The sequence below is a fragment of the Actinotignum timonense genome (assembly GCF_900155575.1).
Lineage (GTDB): Bacteria > Actinomycetota > Actinomycetes > Actinomycetales > Actinomycetaceae > Actinotignum > Actinotignum timonense.
Window position 1 is genome coordinate 1,690,990 of sequence record NZ_LT706966.1, and the last position, 21,898, is coordinate 1,712,887.

The 21,898-nt window shown below is 62.1% G+C and carries 18 protein-coding genes and 1 tRNA gene; 18 read left to right on the forward strand and 1 reads right to left on the reverse strand.

Annotated elements, in window-relative coordinates:
• The first annotated feature begins 63 nt into the window (after positions 1 to 63).
• The 6 genes from arc (at position 64) to CZ322_RS07205 (ending at position 6,004) form a co-directional block, all read left to right on the forward strand.
• Positions 64 to 1,728 (forward strand): proteasome ATPase, encoded by a 1,665-nt coding sequence (gene arc / locus CZ322_RS07185; RefSeq protein ID WP_234984500.1) that lies wholly within the window; start codon positions 64 to 66, stop codon positions 1,726 to 1,728.
• On the forward strand, positions 1,725 to 3,314 hold the full coding sequence (dop, locus tag CZ322_RS07190; protein ID WP_087070754.1) for a depupylase/deamidase Dop: 1,590 nt from the start codon (positions 1,725 to 1,727) through the stop codon (positions 3,312 to 3,314). Before arc ends, dop begins: the two co-directional genes overlap by 4 nt.
• Before the next feature lie 167 nt (positions 3,315 to 3,481).
• Positions 3,482 to 3,661, forward strand: a complete 180-nt coding sequence (locus CZ322_RS07195; RefSeq protein ID WP_026429315.1) for a ubiquitin-like protein Pup — start codon at positions 3,482 to 3,484, stop codon at positions 3,659 to 3,661.
• Positions 3,662 to 3,675: 14 nt separating this feature from the next.
• On the forward strand, positions 3,676 to 4,971 hold the full coding sequence (locus CZ322_RS07200) for a proteasome accessory factor PafA2 family protein (protein ID WP_459543379.1): 1,296 nt from the start codon (positions 3,676 to 3,678) through the stop codon (positions 4,969 to 4,971).
• On the forward strand, positions 4,950 to 5,123 hold the full coding sequence (locus CZ322_RS10380) for a hypothetical protein (RefSeq protein ID WP_327078490.1): 174 nt from the start codon (positions 4,950 to 4,952) through the stop codon (positions 5,121 to 5,123). The genes CZ322_RS07200 and CZ322_RS10380 overlap by 22 nt, the downstream gene beginning before the upstream one ends.
• Entirely contained in the window at positions 5,120 to 6,004 is an 885-nt protein-coding gene (locus CZ322_RS07205; protein WP_087070755.1) for an FKBP-type peptidyl-prolyl cis-trans isomerase, read from the forward strand. The genes CZ322_RS10380 and CZ322_RS07205 overlap by 4 nt, the downstream gene beginning before the upstream one ends.
• Positions 6,005 to 6,087: 83 nt before the next feature.
• Here CZ322_RS07205 and CZ322_RS09905 read toward each other — a convergent pair whose 3' ends face one another.
• On the reverse strand, positions 6,088 to 6,681 hold the full coding sequence (locus CZ322_RS09905) for a nucleoside/nucleotide kinase family protein (protein WP_143231881.1): 594 nt from the start codon (positions 6,679 to 6,681) through the stop codon (positions 6,088 to 6,090).
• 99 nt (positions 6,682 to 6,780) lie between these two features.
• Between CZ322_RS09905 and CZ322_RS07210 the strand changes: the two genes are divergently transcribed.
• The 12 genes from CZ322_RS07210 (at position 6,781) to uvrB (ending at position 21,816) form a co-directional block, all read left to right on the forward strand.
• The gene (locus CZ322_RS07210; RefSeq protein ID WP_159455014.1) at positions 6,781 to 7,719 is read left to right on the forward strand and encodes a beta/alpha barrel domain-containing protein; all 939 of its coding nucleotides are present in this window, start codon (positions 6,781 to 6,783) and stop codon (positions 7,717 to 7,719) included.
• Positions 7,716 to 8,732 (forward strand): prolipoprotein diacylglyceryl transferase, encoded by a 1,017-nt coding sequence (gene lgt, locus CZ322_RS07215; protein WP_087070757.1) that lies wholly within the window; start codon positions 7,716 to 7,718, stop codon positions 8,730 to 8,732. Before CZ322_RS07210 ends, lgt begins: the two co-directional genes overlap by 4 nt.
• 130 nt (positions 8,733 to 8,862) lie before the next feature.
• Entirely contained in the window at positions 8,863 to 10,293 is a 1,431-nt protein-coding gene (pyk, locus tag CZ322_RS07220) for a pyruvate kinase (RefSeq protein WP_026429319.1), read from the forward strand.
• Between the two features lie 255 nt (positions 10,294 to 10,548).
• Positions 10,549 to 10,630, forward strand: a tRNA-Leu gene (locus CZ322_RS07225).
• Between the two features lie 228 nt (positions 10,631 to 10,858).
• Complete coding sequence (locus CZ322_RS07230) at positions 10,859 to 11,476, forward strand: ANTAR domain-containing response regulator (protein ID WP_096334970.1); 618 nt, start codon at positions 10,859 to 10,861, stop codon at positions 11,474 to 11,476.
• Between the two features lie 22 nt (positions 11,477 to 11,498).
• A complete protein-coding gene (locus CZ322_RS07235) occupies positions 11,499 to 11,648 on the forward strand; it encodes an ANTAR domain-containing response regulator (RefSeq protein WP_234984501.1) in 150 nt (49 codons plus the stop codon).
• Between the two features lie 178 nt (positions 11,649 to 11,826).
• On the forward strand, positions 11,827 to 14,505 hold the full coding sequence (gene polA / locus CZ322_RS07240) for a DNA polymerase I (RefSeq protein WP_087070759.1): 2,679 nt from the start codon (positions 11,827 to 11,829) through the stop codon (positions 14,503 to 14,505).
• A 226-nt stretch (positions 14,506 to 14,731) separates the two neighbouring features.
• Complete coding sequence (gene rpsA / locus CZ322_RS07245) at positions 14,732 to 16,216, forward strand: 30S ribosomal protein S1 (protein WP_087070760.1); 1,485 nt, start codon at positions 14,732 to 14,734, stop codon at positions 16,214 to 16,216.
• A gap of 175 nt (positions 16,217 to 16,391) precedes the next feature.
• On the forward strand, positions 16,392 to 17,069 hold the full coding sequence (gene coaE, locus CZ322_RS07250) for a dephospho-CoA kinase (RefSeq protein ID WP_087070761.1): 678 nt from the start codon (positions 16,392 to 16,394) through the stop codon (positions 17,067 to 17,069).
• A gap of 173 nt (positions 17,070 to 17,242) precedes the next feature.
• Entirely contained in the window at positions 17,243 to 18,589 is a 1,347-nt protein-coding gene (locus CZ322_RS07255; RefSeq protein WP_087070762.1) for a gluconate:H+ symporter, read from the forward strand.
• Positions 18,590 to 18,663: 74 nt separating this feature from the next.
• Positions 18,664 to 19,539, forward strand: a complete 876-nt coding sequence (locus CZ322_RS07260) for a D-hexose-6-phosphate mutarotase (protein ID WP_087070763.1) — start codon at positions 18,664 to 18,666, stop codon at positions 19,537 to 19,539.
• A gap of 198 nt (positions 19,540 to 19,737) precedes the next feature.
• Entirely contained in the window at positions 19,738 to 21,816 is a 2,079-nt protein-coding gene (gene uvrB / locus CZ322_RS07265) for an excinuclease ABC subunit UvrB (protein WP_087070764.1), read from the forward strand.
• The last annotated feature ends 82 nt before the right edge of the window (positions 21,817 to 21,898 follow it).

Here is a 21,898-nt window from a genome sequence, read left to right on the forward strand (position 1 = left end):
TATCCCGGGGTGGGCGGTAAGGTAGGCCTGTCCTAGAATAAGGGGACGATCAGAAAGGAAGCCATGAGCACATCGGAGTCGAGCGCGGCTCTTGCCGAAATCGCGTCCTTGCGTGAGAAAAATGAAAGGCTCTCCACCTCGCTGGTCGCCGCCCGGAAACGCATCCAGGAATTGGGGGAGAAACTTGATTCCCTCTCCCGGCCTCCGGCTACTTTCGCCACCTTTATTCGCGGGCATTCCTCCGATCATTCCATTGACGCCCTCGTGGGCGGCCGAAAAATGAACGTAGCTGTTTCTCCGTATGTTGCTTTGGAACAATTGCGCCCCGGCCAAGAAGTACGCCTCAATGAAGAACTCGTGGTCGTCGGCATTGGAGGCTACGAAAATACCGGGCAGCTCGTTGCTGTCGAACTCGTGCTGGATCCCCAGCGGGTGCTCGTGCGGGTGCACGCGGACGAAACAAAAGTGCTGCGCATCGGCGGGAAACTCTCGGCCGGGAAACTGCGGGTCGGGGATACCTGCATGGCGGACCTGAAAACCGGGTTCCTGGTAGAAAAGGTAGAGCGCCCGGATGTCGAGCACCTGCTGCTCGAAGAAGTCCCGGATGTTTCCTATGCGGATATTGGCGGCTTGGATGCTCAGATTGAGGAAATCCGCGACAGTATCGAATTACCCTTCCAGCAACCCGACCTCTATCGAGAGCACGGCCTGCGCCCGCCCAAGGGAATTTTGCTGTACGGCCCTCCGGGAACCGGGAAAACCATGATCGCGAAAGCGGTGGCCACCTCCCTCGCGGAGAATGCCGCGCGTGCCCAAGGGGTAGCCAAAGCTTCCTCCTACTTCCTCAATATCAAGGGCCCGCAGCTCCTCGATAAATACGTGGGGGAAACCGAACGCCAGATCCGCGAAATCTTTTCCCGGGCCCGGGACCGGGCCTCCTCGGGTATCCCCGTTGTCATTTTCTTCGACGAAATGGAAGCCCTTTTCCGCACCCGCGGTTCCGGGGTTTCTTCCGATGTGGAAACAACCGTGGTGCCCCAGCTCCTCGCTGAAATTGACGGGGTGGAGCAACTCTCCAATGTCATCGTTATTGGTGCTTCCAACCGGGAAGATATGATCGACCCGGCCATTTTGCGGCCCGGCCGGCTTGACGTGAAAATCCGGGTCGAACGCCCCGATTATGCGGGGAGCGTGGATATTCTCTCCAAGTACCTCACCCCCGAGCTGCCCTACGCGCCAGCTGATATTGCAGCCTACGGCGGCGGGGCGGGGGCCGCGGCCCACCTGGCCCGCCTCATCGCGGATAAGGTTTTCGAGGCATCCCCGGAGAACCGCTTCGTTGATGTCACCTATGCTTCGGGGCGGAAAGAAACTCTTTATCTTGCCGATTTCGTTTCCGGGGCTCTCCTGGCCGGCATCGTTGATCGCGCGAAAAAAGCAGCTATCAAAACGTATTTGACCACCGGGGTGCGTGGGATTACCGCGGAGCATGCTATCGCTGCCGTGCATGCCGAAGCCCGCGATAGCTCGGACTTGGACCAGATTTCCAATCCGGATGAATGGGCCAAAGTCAATGGTAAAAACCGCGGGGAGCGGATCGTGGCGGTGCGTCCGCGCCAGAGCGATTCGACGTGCCGGGCTGAAGCGGCAGGTCAGGCCGATCCCGCACCTCACGCGATTACGAACGCAGCATCCGCACATCAGCACACGGGGGAGGAACCACGGTGACAGCACGTCGAGTCATCGGCCTGGAAACAGAATTCGGGATTATGGAACCCGCCGACCTGCGGGCCAATCCCGTGGTACTTTCGGCCGATTTCGTAGAAAGCTACGGGCACGCCGGGGCAGGGGCCGGCACGCACGGCCCGGTGGCCTGGGATTACACCGGGGAGGATCCTCTCAATGACGCCCGCGGTTTCCGGATGAGCCGGGAGGAGGCGGACCCTTCTCAACTCACCGATGATCCGGAGAATCCCGCCCCGCCAGCTGGCGTCGTCGTCGCACCTATAACGGACGACGACGCAGAGCTGCGCCGCCCGCGCGCCGCGAACGCGGTTCTCACCAACGGCGGGCGCCTCTACGTTGATCATGCCCATCCGGAATATTCCTCGCCGGAAACCGCGACCCCGCGGGAAGCCGTGCTCTGGGACCGTGCCGGTGAACTCATCGCGCGGCGCGGAATAGAACTGCTGCGCGAAGGCGGGCGCGAATTCGCGATCTACAAAAACAATGTGGACGGGAAAGGCGCGGCCTACGGCTCGCACGAAAACTACCTGGTTGATCGGGCGCTGCCCTTCACGGAAATCATCCGCTACCTCACGCCTTTCTTCGTGACCCGGCCGATCCTATGCGGTACCGGGCGCGTGGGGCTCGGCCCGCGTTCGGAACAACCCGGTTTCCAGATTTCGCAGCGCGCCGACTACGTGGAAAATGACGTCGGGCTGGAAACTACCTTCAATCGGCCCATTATCAATACTCGCGATGAACCGCATGCGGCCGCGGAGCGCTTCCGGCGCCTGCACGTCATCGGGGGAGACGCCAACCAATTCGATGTCTCTATCCTGCTCAAAGTGGGAACCACCTCGCTGGTGCTGTGGATGCTCGAACAGGACGCGGTGCCCCTCGGGCTGGAATCCGTGATTATGGATAGTCCGGTGCCCCTCACCTGGACGGTCTCCCAGGACCCGAGCCTCAGCACCAAACTTGAGGTGCATGAAGGAGAACCGCGTACCGCCCTGGAGATTCAGCAGATCTACCTGGACGCGGTCCGTGATGCGCTGGACGAACGCGGTGAGGTGGACGGCGATACTGCCGAAATTCTCGAGCGGTGGCAAAGCGTGCTGGACCTGCTTTCGCGTGATATTTTCTCTGCCGCATCCCAGGTGGAATGGGTGGCGAAATACCAGATCCTCAATGAATTACGCGAACGCGGCGGGGGCAGCTGGGATTCGGATAAGCTGCGCGCCCTCGACGTCCAATGGCATGATCTGCGCCCCGAGCGCTCCATCGTGGCGAAACTGCGGGGAGCCGGGCGGGTGGAGGAACTCTTCTCCGAAGCGGAGATCGCCACGGCGGCGCTGCAGGCACCGGGTTCGACGCGCGCGTATCTGCGCGGCCAGCTCATCTCCCGCTTCTCCGAACACGTGGCCGCGGCAAGTTGGTCGAGTGCGGTGCTGCGTAATAGCGCCGGCCAGCTCCACCGCCTCAGCCTGCCCGATCCTAACGGTGCGAACGAAGCGGCCCTGGGGGCAACCCTGGCCGGCGCCCACACGATTGACGAGGTCATTGCCGCGCTCACCGCGGCGGGATCGTAGGCGGACCGGGGCCGGCACCTGCCGCCCGGCTACGGCCTGCGTTAGGCCCGGTCACGTGACTACTTAGGCGGGCCCGGGCCGGTAACGCATTCGGGCGGGTCACGCAGCCGGCATGCACCCGCAGCCTGCACCTATCCGCACCAGTACCAGAAAAGAGGAAGGAAGAAATGTCCAGTCAAGAATTCCTGCAGCCCCAGCGCCGCCAGGAAGAAAACACCGAAGTGGAAGCCCCGCAGGCCCAAAACCAAGATTTTGGTATCGACGCGCTGCTCGACGATATCGACGCCGTGCTGGAAAGCAATGCGTCCTCCTTCGTGCAGGGCTTCGTGCAGAAAGGCGGACAGTGATACCCCGTCGCGTTATGGGCATCGAGACCGAGTACGGAATCACCTGCGCGGCCCGGCGCGGAACACGCCCACCGCTGGATGCCGAAGAATCCGCCCAGCGGCTTTTCGCGCCGGTGCTCGCCGCGCATCGGTCCACAAACACGTTCCTCGAAAACGGCTCACGCCTCTACCTGGATGTGGGCGCCCACCCGGAATACGCCACCGCCGAATGCGATAATATCGACGATCTCCTCGCCCATGACCGCGCCGGCGAACTCATTTTCGCGCGGCTCGCCAAGCGCGCCAATGAGAAATTAAACGACGACGGCGTCCCCGGGGCCATCCACCTCCTGAAAAACAATGTTGATTCCGAAGGGCATTCCTTCGGGTGTCACGAAAACTACATGGTGCACCGGCGCCCGGACTATCGCCAGCGCATCGCCCGGCTCATCCCCTTCTTTGTGACCAGGCAAATCGTGGCGGGAGCCGGAAGCCTGCACCGCGGGGAAGACGGGCAGGTCCGCTACGAATTCTCTCAGCGCTCCCACCAGATGTGGGAGGCGATCTCCTCGGCGTCCACGCGGTCGCGGCCCATGATCAATACCCGCGATGAACCCCACGCCGATGCGGAACTCTACCGGCGCATGCACGTTATCGTGGGGGATTCCAATATTTCCCAGGCGACAACCGGCCTCAAAGTCGCGGCCACCGAAGCCCTCCTCACCCTCGTGGAAGAAGGCGCGATTCTTCCCGATCTGGAACTCGCCGATCCCATGCACGCCATCCGGATCACCGGCGCGGACCTATCCGGGCGGGCCAATCTGGAACTTGCCAGCGGCGGACTCACCGACCCGATTTCGGTGCAGCAGCGGATGTATGAAGCCGCGATGAACCACCTGGATCGGAAAGGCTACCTGGCGGAACTTGACCCCACCCGGCGCTACCTCCTCGAGCTGTGGGAGCGCGCTATTACAGCGGTGGAACACCGCGATCCCAGCCCTATTGCCACCGAAATCGACTGGGCCGCTAAACTCGCCCTCCTCACTCGCTACCGGGAACGCACCGGGGCGAAACTCTGCGATGCCCGGGTGGCACGCCTCGATTTGGCGTATCACGATATCACCGAAGGTGGGTTGCGCGACCGGATGGAAGAATCCGGGCTCCTGCGCCGCGTTATCACCCCCGAACGCGCTACCGCGGCGATGACGGACCCGCCGCGCAGCACCCGGGCCGTGCTGCGCGGGCGTTTCCTGAGTGCGGCGCGGCAAGCCCGGCGCGATGNACGGACCCGCCGCGCAGCACCCGGGCCGTGCTGCGCGGGCGTTTCCTGAGTGCGGCGCGGCAAGCCCGGCGCGATGTGGCGGTGGACTGGTCCACCCTGCGCCTCATGGAGGCCAATGGCAATTCCAGTGTGGTCCTCAACGACCCACTCGCCACTGAAAACGCCGAGGTCGAGGCGCTTATCGAGGAGATCACCGCGTGACACCCCACCTGAAGTACCGAGCGCTGCTGGCTGGATTGGCGGTGGCCGCTACCGCGTTAGCGGGCTGTAGCGGCCACCGCGAGCCCGGCACCCCCGAAAGCGTGGATGTCACAGGCGCTTTCGGGGCACCCGTGACCATCTCCGTGGAAGGGAACCTCCACGTGGACGGGGTCCGCCAGGAGGTCCTCAGCCCGGGAGACGGGGTGGAACTGGCGGAAGGCAGCCCGGTACTCGCCCGTATCACTTCCTTCGACTCGCGTACCGAGGCACCCGTGGAAGGTTTCGCCACCGGCGGGATAACCCTGGCCACCGTGAGCAAGGCAGGGGTAGGGGAGCTGGCTCCCTACCTCGCCGGGCAGCGGGAAGGAAGCCGCCTGCTGATTCAGCGGGAAGAATTGGTGGCCGGAGACCCGGGAGCGGTAGAAATCGTCGTCGTCGATATTCTCTACACAAATGCGCGCGGGGACGCAGCTCCGCCGCCCGCTACGCCACCGGCCGGAATGCCGGGCCTGGCCAGCGGAGAAGGCGTAGCGCCCGTGCTCACCGGGGGCGGCGGGCCCATCCCGGAATTCGCGGTGGTTCCCCTCGTGCTCGGGCGCGGGGAGCAGGTAGCCGCCTCGGATGAGCTTGTGCTCAACTACTTCCTCGTGGATCCGAATGGCCAAACGGTCGATTCCAGCTGGACCTCCGGGCCGGTGCGTGCCGCCATGGGCGATCTGATGGACGGGATGCGCAAAGGCCTGGTTGATCAGCGGGTAGGTTCACGCGTCATGATTCTGATTCCGGCAAGTCAGGCCCGCGGGGATAGCGACCTGGTCGCCATCGTTGATATTTTGGCGACGGGCCGGGCGCTCACCCAGCTTCGCGCCGGCGGGGCCTAAAGCTCGTTTCGCCGTACGCGCTCAAGCTCGCGTCGCTGCACGCGGCTCCTAGCGCGTCACCGGAAGAGTGCCGCGACCGCGGCCTAGCAACCGCGCATCTCCACGTGCAGCTGCCCCGCCTCCCAGCGCGCCACCGCGTCCGCCAGGGCTGGGGCATCTCTTTTGCTCAAGAGAGCAGCCTCCTGGGCAGCCCACCTATCCCACCAGCTACTCGGATCACCCTCGCGTTCCCGCACCCGCTCCCGCCGGAGAGAATCCTCACATTCCATCCAGATTGTCGCCGTGCACAGCGGCGCGCAGGCCGCGGAAGCTGCCCCGCACCCCTCGAGTAGCAGCACCTCGCAGCGCGCATCCCCCGGCACCGCGACCGGTGCATCGTAGCAGCTCAGATACCAATTCCAGGGAGCCACCCGCGCGCTCTCCCCGCGTAGAAAAGGCTCCAGAATATCGTGGGCCACCCGCTGCGTGCCCCGGGCCAAGCCATCCCAGCCGGGTATGAAACGCTCCACCTCGAGAATCTCAACCGCGAGCCCGCCCTCGCGCATCCGCGCCGCAAGCGCCCGCGATAGCTGAGTTTTCCCGGATCCGCTCCGCCCGTCGATGCCGTAAACTCGCCGGCCTTTCCCGCGAAATACCAGGCCCGCGAGGAGGTCCAGGCCCTCTTTGCTCTCTTTCATGGGTGCCACCTGTTCCTGCGTCATTTTTTGTCACACCGTGCGGGTACTCTATGTCATAACCAGCACGCGGAGCGAAGCTCACCGACACCGGGAGGCACAGTGGCGTGGTTTATTGATGAGGTAGCACAGCGGGTGCGGGCCGCCGCCAGGCAGGTCCCGGACCTCGAGCGTGATGCGCTGCGGCGTGCCGCCCAGGCGGCCCCGGCCCCGCGCGAGTTCTACCGTGCCCTCGTGCCCGGCCCGCAGCGCCCCATCGGGGTCATCGGGGAAATTCGCAGCCTCGGCGGCAGCCCCGCACCCGCTCCGGCGCAGCTAGAGGCCTTCGCGCAGGCACTGAGCAGCGGGGGAGCGGCCGCCATTTCGGTAACCGCCCCGGTGATTCCCGGTGGGCTCGGTTTGCCGGCGCTGCGCCTCGCCCGCGCCCTCGGGGTGGGCCGGCTGCTCTACCGCGATGTCACCGTTTCCGCGGTGCAACTCCTGCGGGCCCGCGCGGCGGGAGCGGATGCCGTCTCGCTCACCCCGCGGATTCTCGCCGATGTGGAGCTTGAGGCCCTGGTGGAACGGGCGCGTTCCCTCGGGATGGAGCCCTGCCTAGAAGTGGAATCCGAACGTGACATAGCGCGCGCGATGGCTTGCGCGGCGCGCGTCGTTATCGCTGATTCGCGCTCCGCCACCGATTATCCGCAACTTTTCGAGGCGCTGCCCTACACCTGCGTGCGGGTGGTGCGGCGCGGGGTGCGCAATCCCTGCGATGTTTTCACCGCGGCACGGCACGGCGCTGGCTGCGTTATTGTAGGGCGGGCCCTGCTTGAAACAGCAGACCCGGCCGGTTTGCTGGCTAGCATGGCTACCGCGGGCCGGCATCCGGCCGCGCTACTTATGGCGAAACGGACCGCACACGTGGCCGAAGGCACGGCTAGCGCGGCCGAACGCATGGCTAGCACGGCCGAACGCACGGCTAACGTAACCGAAGGTACCGCTCAGGCACCCGGGCTCGGGCATCCGCCCCACGCCCCCGGACAGGAAGGGACACGATGATTCCAACAGCTATTCCAGCTCCCGAGCATTCCGAATGGGTGCTTTTTGAGACCTCCGCGTTTTCCCTCTCCATTAAGTTCTACGCGATCGCCATCGTCATCGGCATCATCGTTGCCTACGCCCTCACGGAACGGCGCTACGTGGCCAAAGGCGCCACCCGCGATGTCACGCTCTCCATCGCGCTGTGGGCGGTAATTTTCGGGATTATCGGCGGGCGGCTCTACCACGTCATCACCGACTACCAGCTCTATTTCGGCCCGGGCCGTGACCCGTGGCGCGTCTTCGACCTGCGCGGCGGTGGCCTGGGCATCTGGGGTGCGGTGGCCCTGGGAGGCGTGGGTGCCTGGATCGGGTGCCGCCGCAACGGGGTGCGCCTGCTACCCTTCGCCGACGCCCTCGCCCCGGGTCTCCTCATCGCCCAGGCCATTGGCCGCCTGGGTAACTACTTCAACCAAGAACTCTTCGGCGGGCCCACTTCACTGCCCTGGGGCTTGCAGGTTGATGCCGCGTACCGCCCCGCCGGCTTCCCACCCGAGCAGCTCTTCCACCCCACTTTCCTCTACGAATCGCTGTGGTGCCTGGGTGGCGCCGTCGTACTTCTTCTCCTCGAAAAACGCTTCCGCCTGGTGGCCGGGCAACTTTTCGCCACGTATGTGATCGTGTACACCCTCGGCAGAGTCTGGATCGAAAACTTGCGGATCGACCCGGCGCATCTCGTGGCCGGTTTGCGTCTCAATGTATGGACGTCGCTGCTCGTTTTGCTCGGGGGAATCATCGCCCTCGTTATCTTGCGGCGCGCCTACCTACGTGATTCTTCTCGCGATCACGTGTGGTTGCGGGCCCGCCCGGAACCACAAACTGAAGCTGACGTTTCACAGAACGACGACGCCGCAGCCGGCCAGGCCGCCGTCGTACCTGAAAAAACGGAAACTTCCGGGGCCGCAAGCACAGGCGATTCAGCCGCGTCAAGCGAATCCGAAACCGAGGTGGGTAACCGCTCAGTGAACGGGTGAAGCCGCCGGGCTTGCCGTGCGCTAGCGTAAAGATGAGCTCCGCGAGCGGGGCTTATAACGGTGCATATTTACCAGGACGAGTGCCTTGAGTCCCGATGGGGAAACAGGGCCCTCGGGTAAGATAGGAAACATGCGTAGAGCTAGAATTGTGTGTACGTTGGGTCCGGCTACGGATACCTACGATCAAATCCTTGAACTTGTTAAAGCCGGCATGAACGTGGCGCGTATTAACGCTTCCCACGGTTCGCATGAAGAACACGAAAAGCGCATTGATAATGTGCGTGCCGCCGCGAAGGAACTGGGTACCCCGGTTGCGGTGCTCGTCGATTTGCAGGGCCCCAAGATCCGTCTCGGCCGTTTCGCCGAAGGTCCGGTCCAGCTGAACGTGGGCGATACCTTCACCATTACCACCCGCGATATCCCCGGCACGAAGGATATCTGCTCCACCACCTTCAAGGGTCTGGCCGGCGATTGCAATCCCGGCGATGTGCTGTTGATTGACGACGGTAAGGTTTCCGTGCGCGTTGTGGAAGTTGTGGACGGCACTGACGTGGTCACCCGCGTGGAAGTCCCCGGCCCCGTTTCCAATAACAAGGGTATTAATCTTCCCGGCGTGGCGGTGTCCGTTCCCGCCATGTCCGAAAAGGATGAAGAGGACCTGCGCTGGGGCCTCAACTACGGTGCGGATCTCATCGCGCTGTCCTTCGTGCGTGATGCCAAGGATATTGATGACGTCCACCGCATTATGGACGAAGAGGGTATTCACCTCCCCGTTATCGCCAAGATCGAAAAGCCGCAGGCTGTGGCCAACCTGGACGACATCGTCCAGGCCTTCGACGGCATTATGGTCGCCCGCGGTGACCTTGGCGTGGAACTGCCCCTCGAGCAGGTTCCGCTGGTGCAGAAGGAAGCCATTTCCCTGGCTCGCAAGCGCGCCAAGCCGGTTATTCTGGCCACCCAGGTTCTCGAATCCATGATCCAGAACCCGCGGCCCACCCGCGCTGAGGCTTCTGACTGTGCCAACGCAATCCTAGACGGTGCGGATGCCGTGATGCTTTCCGGGGAAACCTCGGTGGGCCTCTACCCGATTGAGTGCGTGAAGACCATGGCCTCCATCGTTTCTTACACGGAGGAACACGGCCTGGAGCAGATCCCGCAGCTCTCCTCCCTACATCGCACCCGCAACGGTGTTCTTACCCGCTCCGCTCTGGATATCGGTGAGGCCCTGGGCGTCAAGGCAGTTGTGGTCTTCACGGAAACCGGGCACACCGCCCGCCGCGTGGCACGCAACCGCTCCCGCCTTCCGATCATCAACTTCACTCCCTCGGAGAAGGTGCGCAATCAGCTCGCTGTTCTGTGGGGTAGCGAAACCTACACGGTGGATCACTCCGCCGCTACCACGGACGAAATGGTGCAGCAGGTGGAGGATCGCCTCCTCGAACTGGGCCGCGCACAGGTTGGTGACCGCGTGGTGATCGTGGCCGGTATGCCCTCGGGCGTGGCTGGTTCCACCAACACCCTGCGTGTTCACAAGATCGGTGAAGAAACGGGCGTTGCCTAAATCCGGCAGGCTTGTATTCTCCTAGGTGCTGCCGCGTCCATGGATACAGCAGCACGGTATTGAACAGTGGATAGGCGGGCGGGTGCCCGCTCGGAATAATCCGGGTGGGCACCCGCTGCCGTTCCTCTCGCTTCCGCGTCATCTCATTTGAAATTTGGTGGCGGGTATGGTGAAATATTCTCTGCGTTTGTACAGTGACCCGCGGTGATCCGGGCGATCCGGGCTCTCCCGCTGGTAGTATCGGCAGATGCACAAGCTCCTGTGGTGGAATTGGTAGACACACTGCACTCAAAATGCAGCGCCGCAAGGCGTGAGGGTTCGAGTCCCTCCGGGAGCACCGCAGCGATAAGCTTGAAGGCAATAACCTTGAAGTTAGCTGGGAATCTCTGGCCCGGTGTTTGCTCTGCACCGCGTGGTCTGACAGCATGGTAAGGGGCGCGTGAATTCCCGTTGCCGGTCATCAATCTCTCAAGGGTCAGAGAACACTTCGGTGTGGATGCAGGTGCAACATCGCACGCAGTAAATTTGGTTCAATCTATCCGGCATGCCGGTCGAAGGGGTCATGATGGCCAAGGGCACAGCGGGGCAATCCGCGGAGAACAAAGAAGCCATTCGGGTTCTTGTCGTTGAAGACGAAACTCTCATTCGCCTCGATATCGTTGAAACACTGGAAGATGCCGGGTATGAGGTTGTCGGGGAAGCTGGCGATGGCGAATCCGCTATCGAACTGGCCGGTGAACTCGAACCGGATCTTATTGTCATGGATGTGAAGATGCCCGGTATGGATGGCATCACCGCAGCGGACCGCATCCTGGAAGAACACCGCGTCGCCATTGTGATGCTTACCGCTTATTCTCAGCGTGACCTGGTGGAACGTGCCCGTGATGCCGGCGCCATGGCCTATGTGGTCAAGCCCTTCACGCCCGCTGATCTCATCCCGGCGGTGGAAATCGCGGTTTCGCGCAACCAGGAAATCGAAGCCCTGGAAAACGAAGTCTCTACCATGGCCGAACAATTTGAAACCCGTAAGCGGGTGGATCGGGCCAAGGGGCTGCTGGAATCGCAGATGGGCCTAACCGAACCGGAAGCTTTCCGCTGGATTCAAAAGACGTCCATGGATCGGCGGCTGACCATGCGCGAAGTTGCCGATGCCGTTATCGAACAGGTCGGCGGGAAGAACTAAGCTTGCGAACCCGCAGAGCGNNGTGGATCGGGCCAAGGGGCTGCTGGAATCGCAGATGGGCCTAACCGAACCGGAAGCTTTCCGCTGGATTCAAAAGACGTCCATGGATCGGCGGCTGACCATGCGCGAAGTTGCCGATGCCGTTATCGAACAGGTCGGCGGGAAGAACTAAGCTTGCGAACCCGCAGAGCGTACCCGCCGAACTCGTAGCGGGAGCGGCGCACACGTGTTGTGGAACCCGCAGTACGAACCGCGCATACGCGTTGCGGAAGCCGAACACGCTTTCAGCGAGCAGGCGCTCACCGGAAATCCGGTGGGCGCCTGTTTGCTATCTCGCGTAGGCTAGAGGGGTGAGTGACGAAAAATTCCTTCTTGTTGATGGCCATTCCATGGCGTTCCGCGCCTTCTACGCCCTGCGGGCGGAGAACTTCCTCACTGATCGCGGGCAGTACACCAACGCCGTTTACGGGTTCCTTTCCACCCTCTTGAAAATCATTGGCGACTACCACCCCGATTACATTGCCGTGGCCTTTGACCTGCCGGGAGGAACTTTCCGCACCCGCGTCTATCCCGATTACAAAGCGGGCCGGGCCCCCACCCCGGTGGAATTCGCCGGGCAAATCGATGTTATTAAAAGCGTCCTTGATGTTTGCGGAATCAGCTGGCTCACCTACGAAGATTACGAAGCCGACGATATTATCGCCACCCTCTCACGCCGGGCGGTAGAACACGGCGCGGATGTGTATATCGCTTCCGGTGATAAAGACTCCTACCAGCTCGTTGATGAGCACACCACCGTGCTGTATCCCATGCCGCGCTCGACCATGCAGGTCCTCGACCCGGCAGGTATCGAAAAGAAAACCGGAGTGCGCCCGGAGCGCTACGCTGACCTGGCAGCACTCGTGGGGGAGGGTGCCGATAATATTCCCGGCGTGCCCGGGGTCGGCCCGAAAACCGCGGCGAAATGGCTCGCGAACTACGGTGACCTCGACTCCATCCTCGCCCACGCTGACGACATCGGCGGAAAAGTGGGGGCCTCCCTGCGCGAGCACCTGGACCAGGTCCGCCAAAATCGCTCCCTCAACACCCTCGTGCGTGACCTTCCCATCGGGGAGAACCTCGAGGAATTCCGCCCGCGCGGAGTGGAGCGGGAAGCACTGCACGAACTCTTCGACACCCTCGATTTCGATACCTTACGCGGGCGTGTCCTCAGCGAATTACCGTCGCGCGACGGCGCACCTGAATCCGATGCGCCGGCCGGATTCACCCTCGCCGGCCTGGAGATCACCACCTCCGGGGTACGTGCGTGGCTTGACGAGCACGCTGACGCCCCGTTCTTTGGCCTCGACATTGCCGGGCCGGCCAGCCCGGGTGCGGGGCGCGTGGAGGCAATGGCGATTGGCACGCCCCACGCGGCCCTGCTTCTCGATACGCACACCATGAACGAGGAGGATACCGCCCAGGTGCGGGCCTGGCTGGAATCGGATGCCCCGAAAGTGGTGCACGGCGCCAAAGAAGCCTGGCATCGGGTACGCGGGCAGGGTGCCGAATTGCGCGGCGTCGTACGGGATACCGTGCTGTGTGCCTACCTTCTCTATCCCGATCAGCGCAGCTATGACCTCGGTGACCTGGCGCTGCGCCACCTCGGCGTTGATCTGGGGGACGGGGGAGTGCTGCCCGGGTTGGATGGGCAGGCTGATCCCCTGGCGGCACGCGCTGCCCTCCTCGGCCCGCTTTCCGAGAAATTGCTCGGGGAATTGACGCAGCGCGGGGAAGACGGCGCTCTACTTGATCTGGAAATGGATGTGGCGCGCACCCTCGCGCGCATGGAGGACACCGGGATTGCGGTGGATGCTCCCTACCTCGAAAAACTCCGGAAGGATTTCGACGGGCGGGTGGAAGCCGCGGCGCGGCTCGCCTATGATGCCATTGGCCACAAGGTGAATCTCTCCAGCCCCAAGCAGCTCCAGGGGGTGCTGTTCGACGAATTGGGCTTGCCCACCACCCGGAAAACCAGATCCGGGTACACCACGAATGCGGAGGCGCTGGCTGATCTTGCCGTGCGCATCGCACCCCGGGAAGATGATAAGGCGGTGGCCGGAACCCAATTCCTCGGGGCGCTTCTCGAGCATCGTGACGCCATTAAATTGCGGCAATCCGTAGAAGGCTTGCAGCGCAATACCCGAGCGGATGGAAAAATCCACACCACCTACCAACAGGCGGTGGCCGCAACCGGGCGGCTCTCCTCCACGGATCCGAATCTCCAAAATATTCACGCACGCACCGCCGAAGGACTCCAAATCCGCTCCGCCTTTATCCCCTCGGAGGGCTATGCGGCGCTCATGACCGCGGATTATTCCCAGATTGAAATGCGGATTATGGCCTCGCTTTCCGGTGATGAAGCGCTTATCACCGCCTTTAATGAAGGCGAAGACCTGCATTCCTCGGTGGCGTCCCTCGTGTTCGGGATTCCCGAAAGCGAGGTGAGCAGCCAGCAGCGCTCTCGCATTAAAGCGATGAGCTACGGGCTGGCCTACGGGCTCTCTGCCTACGGGCTTTCCCGCCAGCTCCATATTTCCGCCCACGACGCCCAAGAGCTCATGGACAGCTATTTTGCGCGCTTCGGGAAAGTGCGTGATTACCTCGATTCCCTCGTGGTGAGAGCCCGCGAGGATGGCTATACCCAGACCCTGCTGGGGCGGCGGCGCTACCTGCCGGAACTGCGCTCCACGAACCGCCAGCTGCGCGAAGCATCCGAGCGGATGGCCCTCAACGCGCCTATCCAGGGCAGCGCCGCGGATATTATCAAGATCGCCATGGTTGCCGTGGTGGAAGCCCTGCGGGAAGCCGGGTTGCGCAGCCGGGTTCTCCTCCAGGTTCATGACGAACTGGTGCTGGAAGTAGCACCCGGCGAGCACGAGGCCGCGGAGGAAATTGTGCGCCGGGAAATGGCCGGGGCAGCCCAGTTACGGGTCCCGCTCTCCGTCGGGGTGGGATACGGCCCCAATTGGCGTGAGGCAGCACACTAAAACGCTCCACATCGGTTCACACGAGCAGCCCGCAACGGACTCACGAGAACCGCCCGCAACAGCCCACTAAAACGGGGCTCACGCCACTCCGATTCCAGCCCGGATACCTTGCACTAGCCAAGCTTTTCCGCGTAGTATGGAGAACTGGTGTGAGCACCCGCCACACTGGCCGATATCCATCGGTCCCAAGCAAATATTCACAATAGTGTCCGGAAGTTATCAGTTAATGACTAATACCACCCCCGAGTCTTCGACTCTCCCCGAGATTGCCGTCAACGATATCGGCTCCGAGGAAGAACTTATTGCCGCCGTCGATAAGACGATCAAGTACTTTAACGATGGTGACCTCGTCGAAGGAACCGTTGTCAAGGTCGACCATGACGAAGTGTTGCTCGACATTGGCTACAAAACCGAGGGTGTTATTCCCTCCAAGGAACTTTCGATCAAGCACGATGTCAATCCCGATGACGTCGTGGAAATTGGCGACCAGGTAGAAGCCCTCGTCCTCCAGAAGGAAGACAAGGAAGGCCGTCTCCTCCTCTCGAAGAAGCGCGCGCAGTACGAACGCGCCTGGGCTGAAATCGAGAAGATCAAGGAAGCTGATGGTGTCGTGACCGGTACCGTCATCGAAGTCGTCAAGGGCGGCCTGATTGTTGATATCGGGCTGCGTGGCTTCCTGCCCGCTTCGCTCGTTGAAATGCGCCGCGTGCGTGACCTGCAGCCCTACATCGGCCGCGAACTCGAAGCGAAGATTATCGAACTTGATAAGAACCGCAATAACGTGGTTCTTTCCCGCCGCGCTTGGCTGGAAGCATCCCAGTCCCAGGCCCGTGGCGAATTCCTGCACCAGCTCCAGAAGGGCCAGGTGCGCGAAGGCTTCGTCTCCTCCATCGTCAACTTCGGTGCCTTCGTGGACCTCGGCGGTGTGGACGGCCTCGTTCACGTCTCCGAACTGTCCTGGAAGCACATCGACCACCCGTCCGAGGTTGTCGAAGTGGGCCAGCCCGTCACCGTCGAAGTTCTCGATGTTGATATGGACCGCGAGCGTGTCTCGCTCTCCCTCAAGGCCACCCAGGAAGATCCCTGGCAGTCCTTCGCCCGCACCCACGCGATCGGCCAGATCGTTCCGGGTCGCGTGACCAAGCTCGTTCCCTTCGGCGCTTTCGTGCGCGTGGAGGACGGTATCGAAGGTCTCGTCCACATCTCCGAACTGGCTTCCCGCCACATCGACACCCCGGAAGAGGTTGTCAAGGTGGGCGACGACGTTTTCGTCAAGGTCATCGATATCGATCTGGACCGCCGCCGCATTTCGCTCTCCCTCAAGCAGGCTAACGAGGGCGTGGATCCGAACTCCCAGGACTTCGATCCCTCGCTCTACGGTATGGCCGCTGATTACGACGAAAACGGCAATTACAAGTACCCCGAGGGCTTCGATCCGGAATCGAACGAATGGCTCGAGGGCTACGAAGCTCAGCGCGAGGCATGGGAGAACGAATACGCCCAGGCCCAGGCCCGTTGGGAAGCGCACAAGGCCCAGGTCGCTGCCGCGATCGAAGCCGATGCTGCCGCCGGCGCCCAGGCTGCTGCCGCTGCCGAACCGGCCGCGGAAATTCCGGCCAGCTACAGCTCCACCTCCGAACCGAGCGGCTCGCTCGACTCGGATGCCGATGAAGCCCTCGCCGCTCTGCGTGAGAAGCTGACCAACAACTAAGGTTCGCGTTTCCGCGGGTAGTGCTAGGCTGCCGCGCGTAGCCGGGGAACGTCCAGGCTATAGCGTGTAGCAGCACGCAACCGCGGGTAAACACCTTGTACCGCCGCCGGCGCACCTCTTCGGGGGAGCGCCGGCGGCGTTTTCTTTCTCCCTGGCGCATTGTTAAGCTGAAACGGTGAACGCACTAACAATCGGGGGAGCCAGCGCACAACTCCTGCGCCCCTTCACCCACCCGCGAGGCCGCGCCCTGCGGGTAGCGGTATCCGGCGGCATCGGCGCCGGCAAATCCACAGTCACCGAGGTCCTGCGCAAACGCGGCGCAATCATCGCCGACGCCGACGCCCTCGCCCGCGAGATCACCGCGCCGGGTAGTCCCGTCCTCGCGCAGCTCGCCGCCGCATTCGGTCCCGATATTTTAAACGACGACGGCGCCCTCAACCGGGCGGCCCTCGCCGCGCATATCTTCACGAACCCGGCCGCCCGCCACCGGCTCGAAGCCCTCACCCATCCCGCTATCATCGCGCGGGCCCGGGATATCCTCGCCAGTGCCACCCCCGGCCAGCTGGCGGTCTACGATGTGCCGCTCCTGGTAGAAACCCGCGCTGATCGCGAGGTCGATTGCGTCATGATCGTGGCGGCCCCGGAAGAACAACGAATCGAGCACCTGCGAGGCCGGGGGATGAGCCGGGCCGATGCCCAGGCCCGGATGCGCAACCAGGTAGATGAAGAGGCTCGCCGGGCCCTGGCCCATATCTGGATCTGGAATGCGGGAAGCCGCGCGGAGCTTGAGAACCTCGTTGCCCAGTGCGCGGAGAGCTGGCTGGCGGCGCCGCAGGCGCCGGCGTCGTCGTAAAACAATCAAGAGAAACGCAAGTAAAAAGGTGACCGGCACCGTGTTTACTCTCAGCGTAAGAGGGAGTACCATTTACAGATAGTGAAATGACCGTTTCGCTATATGGTACGTCTCGTCGCCACGAAGCAACGATGCGCGGCGATGGGGCCTAAAATTTGAGAGGTTAAAAAGCTATGCCAATTGTTTGGCTGCTCGTGGGCATTGCGTTGATGCTCGTGCTCAACATCGTGTTCAAGGTGAATTCGATGCTCGCGCTGTTGCTCGCCGCCGTGGTGGTGGCGCTGTGCAACGGCATGGGCCCGATGGAAACTCTCAAGACCGTCACCACCGGTTTTGGTTCTACGCTGGGTTCGCTCGCCATTATCGTTGTTTTCGGTGCAGTTATCGGCCGCCTCATGGTGGACTCCGGTGCGTCTCACGTGCTGGCATCGGGGCTCATCCGCCGCTTCGGACTGCGCTTCGTGCGTATCGCCGTCATCATCATCGGTCTTATTTTCGGCCTGGCGATGTTCTACGAAGTTGCCTTCCTCATGATTGCGCCGCTCGTTATTTCTATTGCTCAGGAAGCAAAGGTGCCGTGGCTGCGCCTGGCCATTCCGGCCGTCTGCGCCACCACGGTTGCTCACTCCATCTTCCCGCCGCAGCCCGGCCCGGTTGCGCTCATTGATCAGTACAAGGCCGATGCCGGCATGGTCTACCTCCTCGGTATTCCCATGGCCATCCTCTGGGTGATCGTGGGTGGTGTGCTGCTGCCCAAGATTCTCGGTAACCTCGAGCGCCCGGTGCCGAAGTTCATGTCCGGTGATGAAAACGATAAGGAAGCCGCGGTTAACCCGCCGTCCTTCTTCGTCTCCCTCATCGTGCCGCTCAGCCCGGCCATCATCATGATCTCGGTGACCATCGCCAATATCTGGGTGAATCCGAAATCGACGCTGGGCCAGTGGCTCAACTTCTTCGGCTCCTCCCCGGTGGCCATGTCCGTGGCGCTGGTGCTCGCCATGCTGCTTTTCGGTATTCAGCGCGGGCACAAGGGCGAATGGGTTATGGACAAGTTCAATAAGGCCGTCTCCATTATTGCCGGCGTTGTCATGATTATCGGTGCCGGTGGCGCCTTCAAGCAGGTTGTTATCGACTCCGGTATCGGCGATTACATCGGCGGCTTCATGAGCGCCGGCGCGGTTTCGCCCTACATCATGGCCTGGTTCATTACCGTTCTTATCCGCCTGGCAACCGGCCAGGGCGTGGTCTCCGCGATGACCGCCGCCTCCATTATTGGTGCGGCTGTTATGGACCCGGTGACCGGCGTGATGCAGGCGGGCGTGGATCCCACGCTCCTCGTGCTCGCCACCGCCGCGGGCTCCAACTTCATGACGCATATTAATGACGCGTCCTTCTGGCTCTTCAAGGAATACTTCGATCTGTCCATCAAGGACACCCTGAAGACGTGGGGCGGCCTGCTCGCCTCCGGTTCGCTGGTCTCACTGGCGTACGTAATGTGCCTCTCGCCGTTCTTCGGCTAAGGCATGAGCAAGAAGGTGCGGGCGGCCGGTATGGTCGCCCGCATCGCACACATAAAGAAAAACAAGGAGTACAAATGACGCAGAGCATTCCTTTTGCCGAGCAGAACATCGCCGGCGTCAGCCTCGTCACCCGTGGGGACCTGAGCGCGCTGGAGATTAACACCGATACCGTATCCGGTACCGTTTTCCCCTACGGCGCCCACGTTGCCTCCTGGAAACCGGCTGGCTTCGAGGACGTCCTCTACATGAGCGAACTATCCGGCCTCACGCAGGGCACTCCTATCCGGGGCGGTATCCCGGTGGTAGCCCCGTGGTTCGGCCCCTCGGATAACGGCCTGCACGGCTGGGCCCGCATCCAGGATTGGACCCTCGAATCCGTAAGTGGGGATTCCACCGCGGTGGAAGCGACCTTCACTCTCGCGAGCAGCACCCTGGGCGGAGAGCTGGGTGATTCCCTCAAGCTCGCCTACACCGTGCACCTGGGCAGCGATTTCTGGGTACGGCTGAGCGCCACCAATACCGGCACGGAAAACATTGCGCCGGAGCTGGCTCTCCACGCCTACTGGGCGGTGGATGCCCAAACGCTTCGCATCGAAGGTATCGAGGAGGGCGGTATTGATCGCCTCGCCGATAATGCGCAGCTTCCGGCCGGGCCCTTCGAGGCGCTCGAAGGCCAGACCGTGGATCGCTTCTACCCCTTCGCGGGCGATATCGTGCTCGTGGACGCGGGCGGGAAGCGTAAGATCACCCTGAGCTCGGAAGAATCCGATAAGTCCGTGGTGTGGAACCCGGGCACGAAGGGCTCTGCCGCGAATGCTGATATGCCCGATGATGCCTGGAAGCATTTTGTGTGCGTGGAAGCGACTCGGGTGCGCGAAGGTGCTCCGCAGCTCGCGCCGGGGGAGAGCGCCACGCTCACCCTGCACGCCACGGTTGAGCAGCTCGGCTAAGTTCGCCTGGCCGTTATGGTTCGCCTGGCGGCTATATTCGCCCAGTAACAGGCAAACGTAGCTGAAAGCAACCGATAGTCGTTTGTTACGACGACGGCGCCCAGTGGCCGGATACCGTCCCGAATTTCTTCGGGCCGTTATCCGGCCACTGGCGTATTTCATACCGCAATCCGGGACCGGGCTAGTAAGCTCGCCACTATGGCTCTTGATTCTGAGATTGTGCGCAGCGATAAGCCTTTTGAAGTAATTTCCGAGTACCGCCCCTCGGGTGATCAGCCCGCCGCGATTGCCGAACTCACCCGCCGCATTAACGACGGCGAAAAGGACGTGGTGCTGCTGGGAGCCACCGGTACCGGAAAATCCGCCACCACCGCCTGGCTTATTGAACAGGTGCAGCGTCCCACCCTCATTATGGAGCCAAATAAAACCCTGGCCGCGCAGATGGCGGCGGAATTCCGCGAACTCATGCCCAATAACGCGGTGGAATACTTTGTTTCCTATTACGATTACTACCAGCCGGAAGCCTACGTTCCCCAAACCGATACCTTTATCGAAAAAGATTCCTCCATTAATGATGAGGTAGAGCGCCTGCGCCATTCGGCTACCAATTCGCTCCTCACCCGGCGCGACACCGTGGTGGTGGCCTCTGTTTCCTGCATTTACGGCCTGGGTACCCCGCAGGAATACGTTGATCGCATGGTGCAACTCCACGTGGGCCAGCAACTGGACCGCGATGAGCTGCTCCGCACCTTCGTGTCCATGCAGTACACCCGTAACGATATTGCTTTCACCCGCGGCACCTTCCGGGTACGGGGCGATACCGTGGAGATTATCCCCGTGTACGAAGAGCTGGCTATCCGCATTGAATTCTTCGGTGATGAGATTGACGGGATTTCCCTCCTCCACCCGCTTACCGGGGATGTTATCCAACGCACCGATACCGCGCATGTGTTCCCGGCCTCCCACTACGTGGCCGGCCCCGAGCGCATGGAACGCGCTATCCGCTCCATTGAGGAAGAACTGGCCGAACGCCTGGAGTACCTACGCGCCCATAACAAGCTCCTCGAGGCGCAGCGCCTGGAAATGCGCACCAGCTACGATATCGAGATGATGCGCAATATTGGAACCACCTCCGGTATTGAAAACTATTCGCGGCATATTGACGGGCGTGGCCCGGGCACCGCCCCGAATACCCTCCTCGATTATTTCCCGGACGATTTCCTCCTTATCCTCGATGAATCTCACGTGACTGTTCCCCAGATTGGGGCCATGTACGAAGGGGATATGTCGCGCAAACGCACCCTGGTGGAATACGGCTTCCGGCTGCCCTCCGCCATGGATAACCGCCCCCTCAAATGGGAGGAATTCCTCGACCGCATCGGCCAAACCGTGTACCTATCCGCAACGCCTGGCAAATATGAGCTTGGCCAAGCGGACGGCGTCGTCGAACAAATTATTCGACCCACCGGGTTGGTCGATCCCCTTATTAAAGTCAAACCCACCGAAGGGCAGATTGATGATCTACTCGAAGAAGTGCGAGTGCGGGCCGAACGTGATGAGCGGGTCCTCGTCACCACGCTAACGAAGAAAATGGCTGAGGATCTCACCGCGTACCTGGCGGATCGCGGGGTGCGGGTCGAGTACCTGCATTCGGATGTGGATACCCTGCGGCGCGTGGAGCTGCTGCGGGAGCTGCGGCTCGGGAAATTCGATGTGCTCGTGGGTATTAACCTGCTGCGCGAGGGGCTGGATCTTCCGGAAGTCTCGCTCGTGGCGATTCTCGACGCCGATAAGCAGGGCTTTTTGCGGTCCACCACCTCGCTTATTCAGACCATCGGGCGCGCGGCCCGTAACGTTTCTGGGGAAGTGCATATGTACGGGGATAGCATCACCCCGAATATGCAGCAGGCTATTGATGAAACGAATCGGCGCCGGGAGAAGCAGCTCGCCTACAACCGCGAACACGGTATCGATCCGCAACCGCTGCGCAAACGCATCGCGGATGTGACCGATATGCTCGCCCGCGAGGATGTGGATACCGAACAGCTGCTCGCCGGCGGGTATCGCCAGGAGCCCGCGCATGCCCGGGCCCGCGCTTCGGAAGCGGAAATTGCCCGCGCGCAGGGCGGGAAAGAGCTGCGCGAACTCATTACCGAGCTCACCGCGCAGATGCATGCCGCAGCCGAACAGCTCCAATTTGAGCTCGCGGCGCGCTACCGCGATGAGATCAAGGATCTGAAAAGCGAGCTGTGGCATTCCCAGCAGGCCCAAAAATAAAACGGCTGCACGGGAGCGGCACCGGAGGCACGCGGAAGCCGCGCGTCCGCCTGTGCGCACCGCGCGCGGTACGCAAACCACA

Excerpts from the sequence above, each read along its gene's own strand:
- arc (WP_234984500.1), top strand. The coding sequence starts at position 64 with ATGAGCACATCGGAGTCGAGCGCGGCTCTTGCCGAAATCGCGTCCTTG.
- CZ322_RS07195 (WP_026429315.1), top strand. The coding sequence starts at position 3,482 with ATGTCCAGTCAAGAATTCCTGCAGCCCCAGCGCCGCCAGGAAGAAAAC.
- CZ322_RS09905 (WP_143231881.1), bottom strand. The coding sequence starts at position 6,681 with ATGAAAGAGAGCAAAGAGGGCCTGGACCTCCTCGCGGGCCTGGTATTT.
- lgt (WP_087070757.1), top strand. The coding sequence starts at position 7,716 with ATGATTCCAACAGCTATTCCAGCTCCCGAGCATTCCGAATGGGTGCTT.
- pyk (WP_026429319.1), top strand. The coding sequence starts at position 8,863 with ATGCGTAGAGCTAGAATTGTGTGTACGTTGGGTCCGGCTACGGATACC.
- CZ322_RS07230 (WP_096334970.1), top strand. The coding sequence starts at position 10,859 with ATGGCCAAGGGCACAGCGGGGCAATCCGCGGAGAACAAAGAAGCCATT.
- rpsA (WP_087070760.1), top strand. The coding sequence starts at position 14,732 with ATGACTAATACCACCCCCGAGTCTTCGACTCTCCCCGAGATTGCCGTC.
- CZ322_RS07255 (WP_087070762.1), top strand. The coding sequence starts at position 17,243 with ATGCCAATTGTTTGGCTGCTCGTGGGCATTGCGTTGATGCTCGTGCTC.
- CZ322_RS07260 (WP_087070763.1), top strand. The coding sequence starts at position 18,664 with ATGACGCAGAGCATTCCTTTTGCCGAGCAGAACATCGCCGGCGTCAGC.
- uvrB (WP_087070764.1), top strand. The coding sequence starts at position 19,738 with ATGGCTCTTGATTCTGAGATTGTGCGCAGCGATAAGCCTTTTGAAGTA.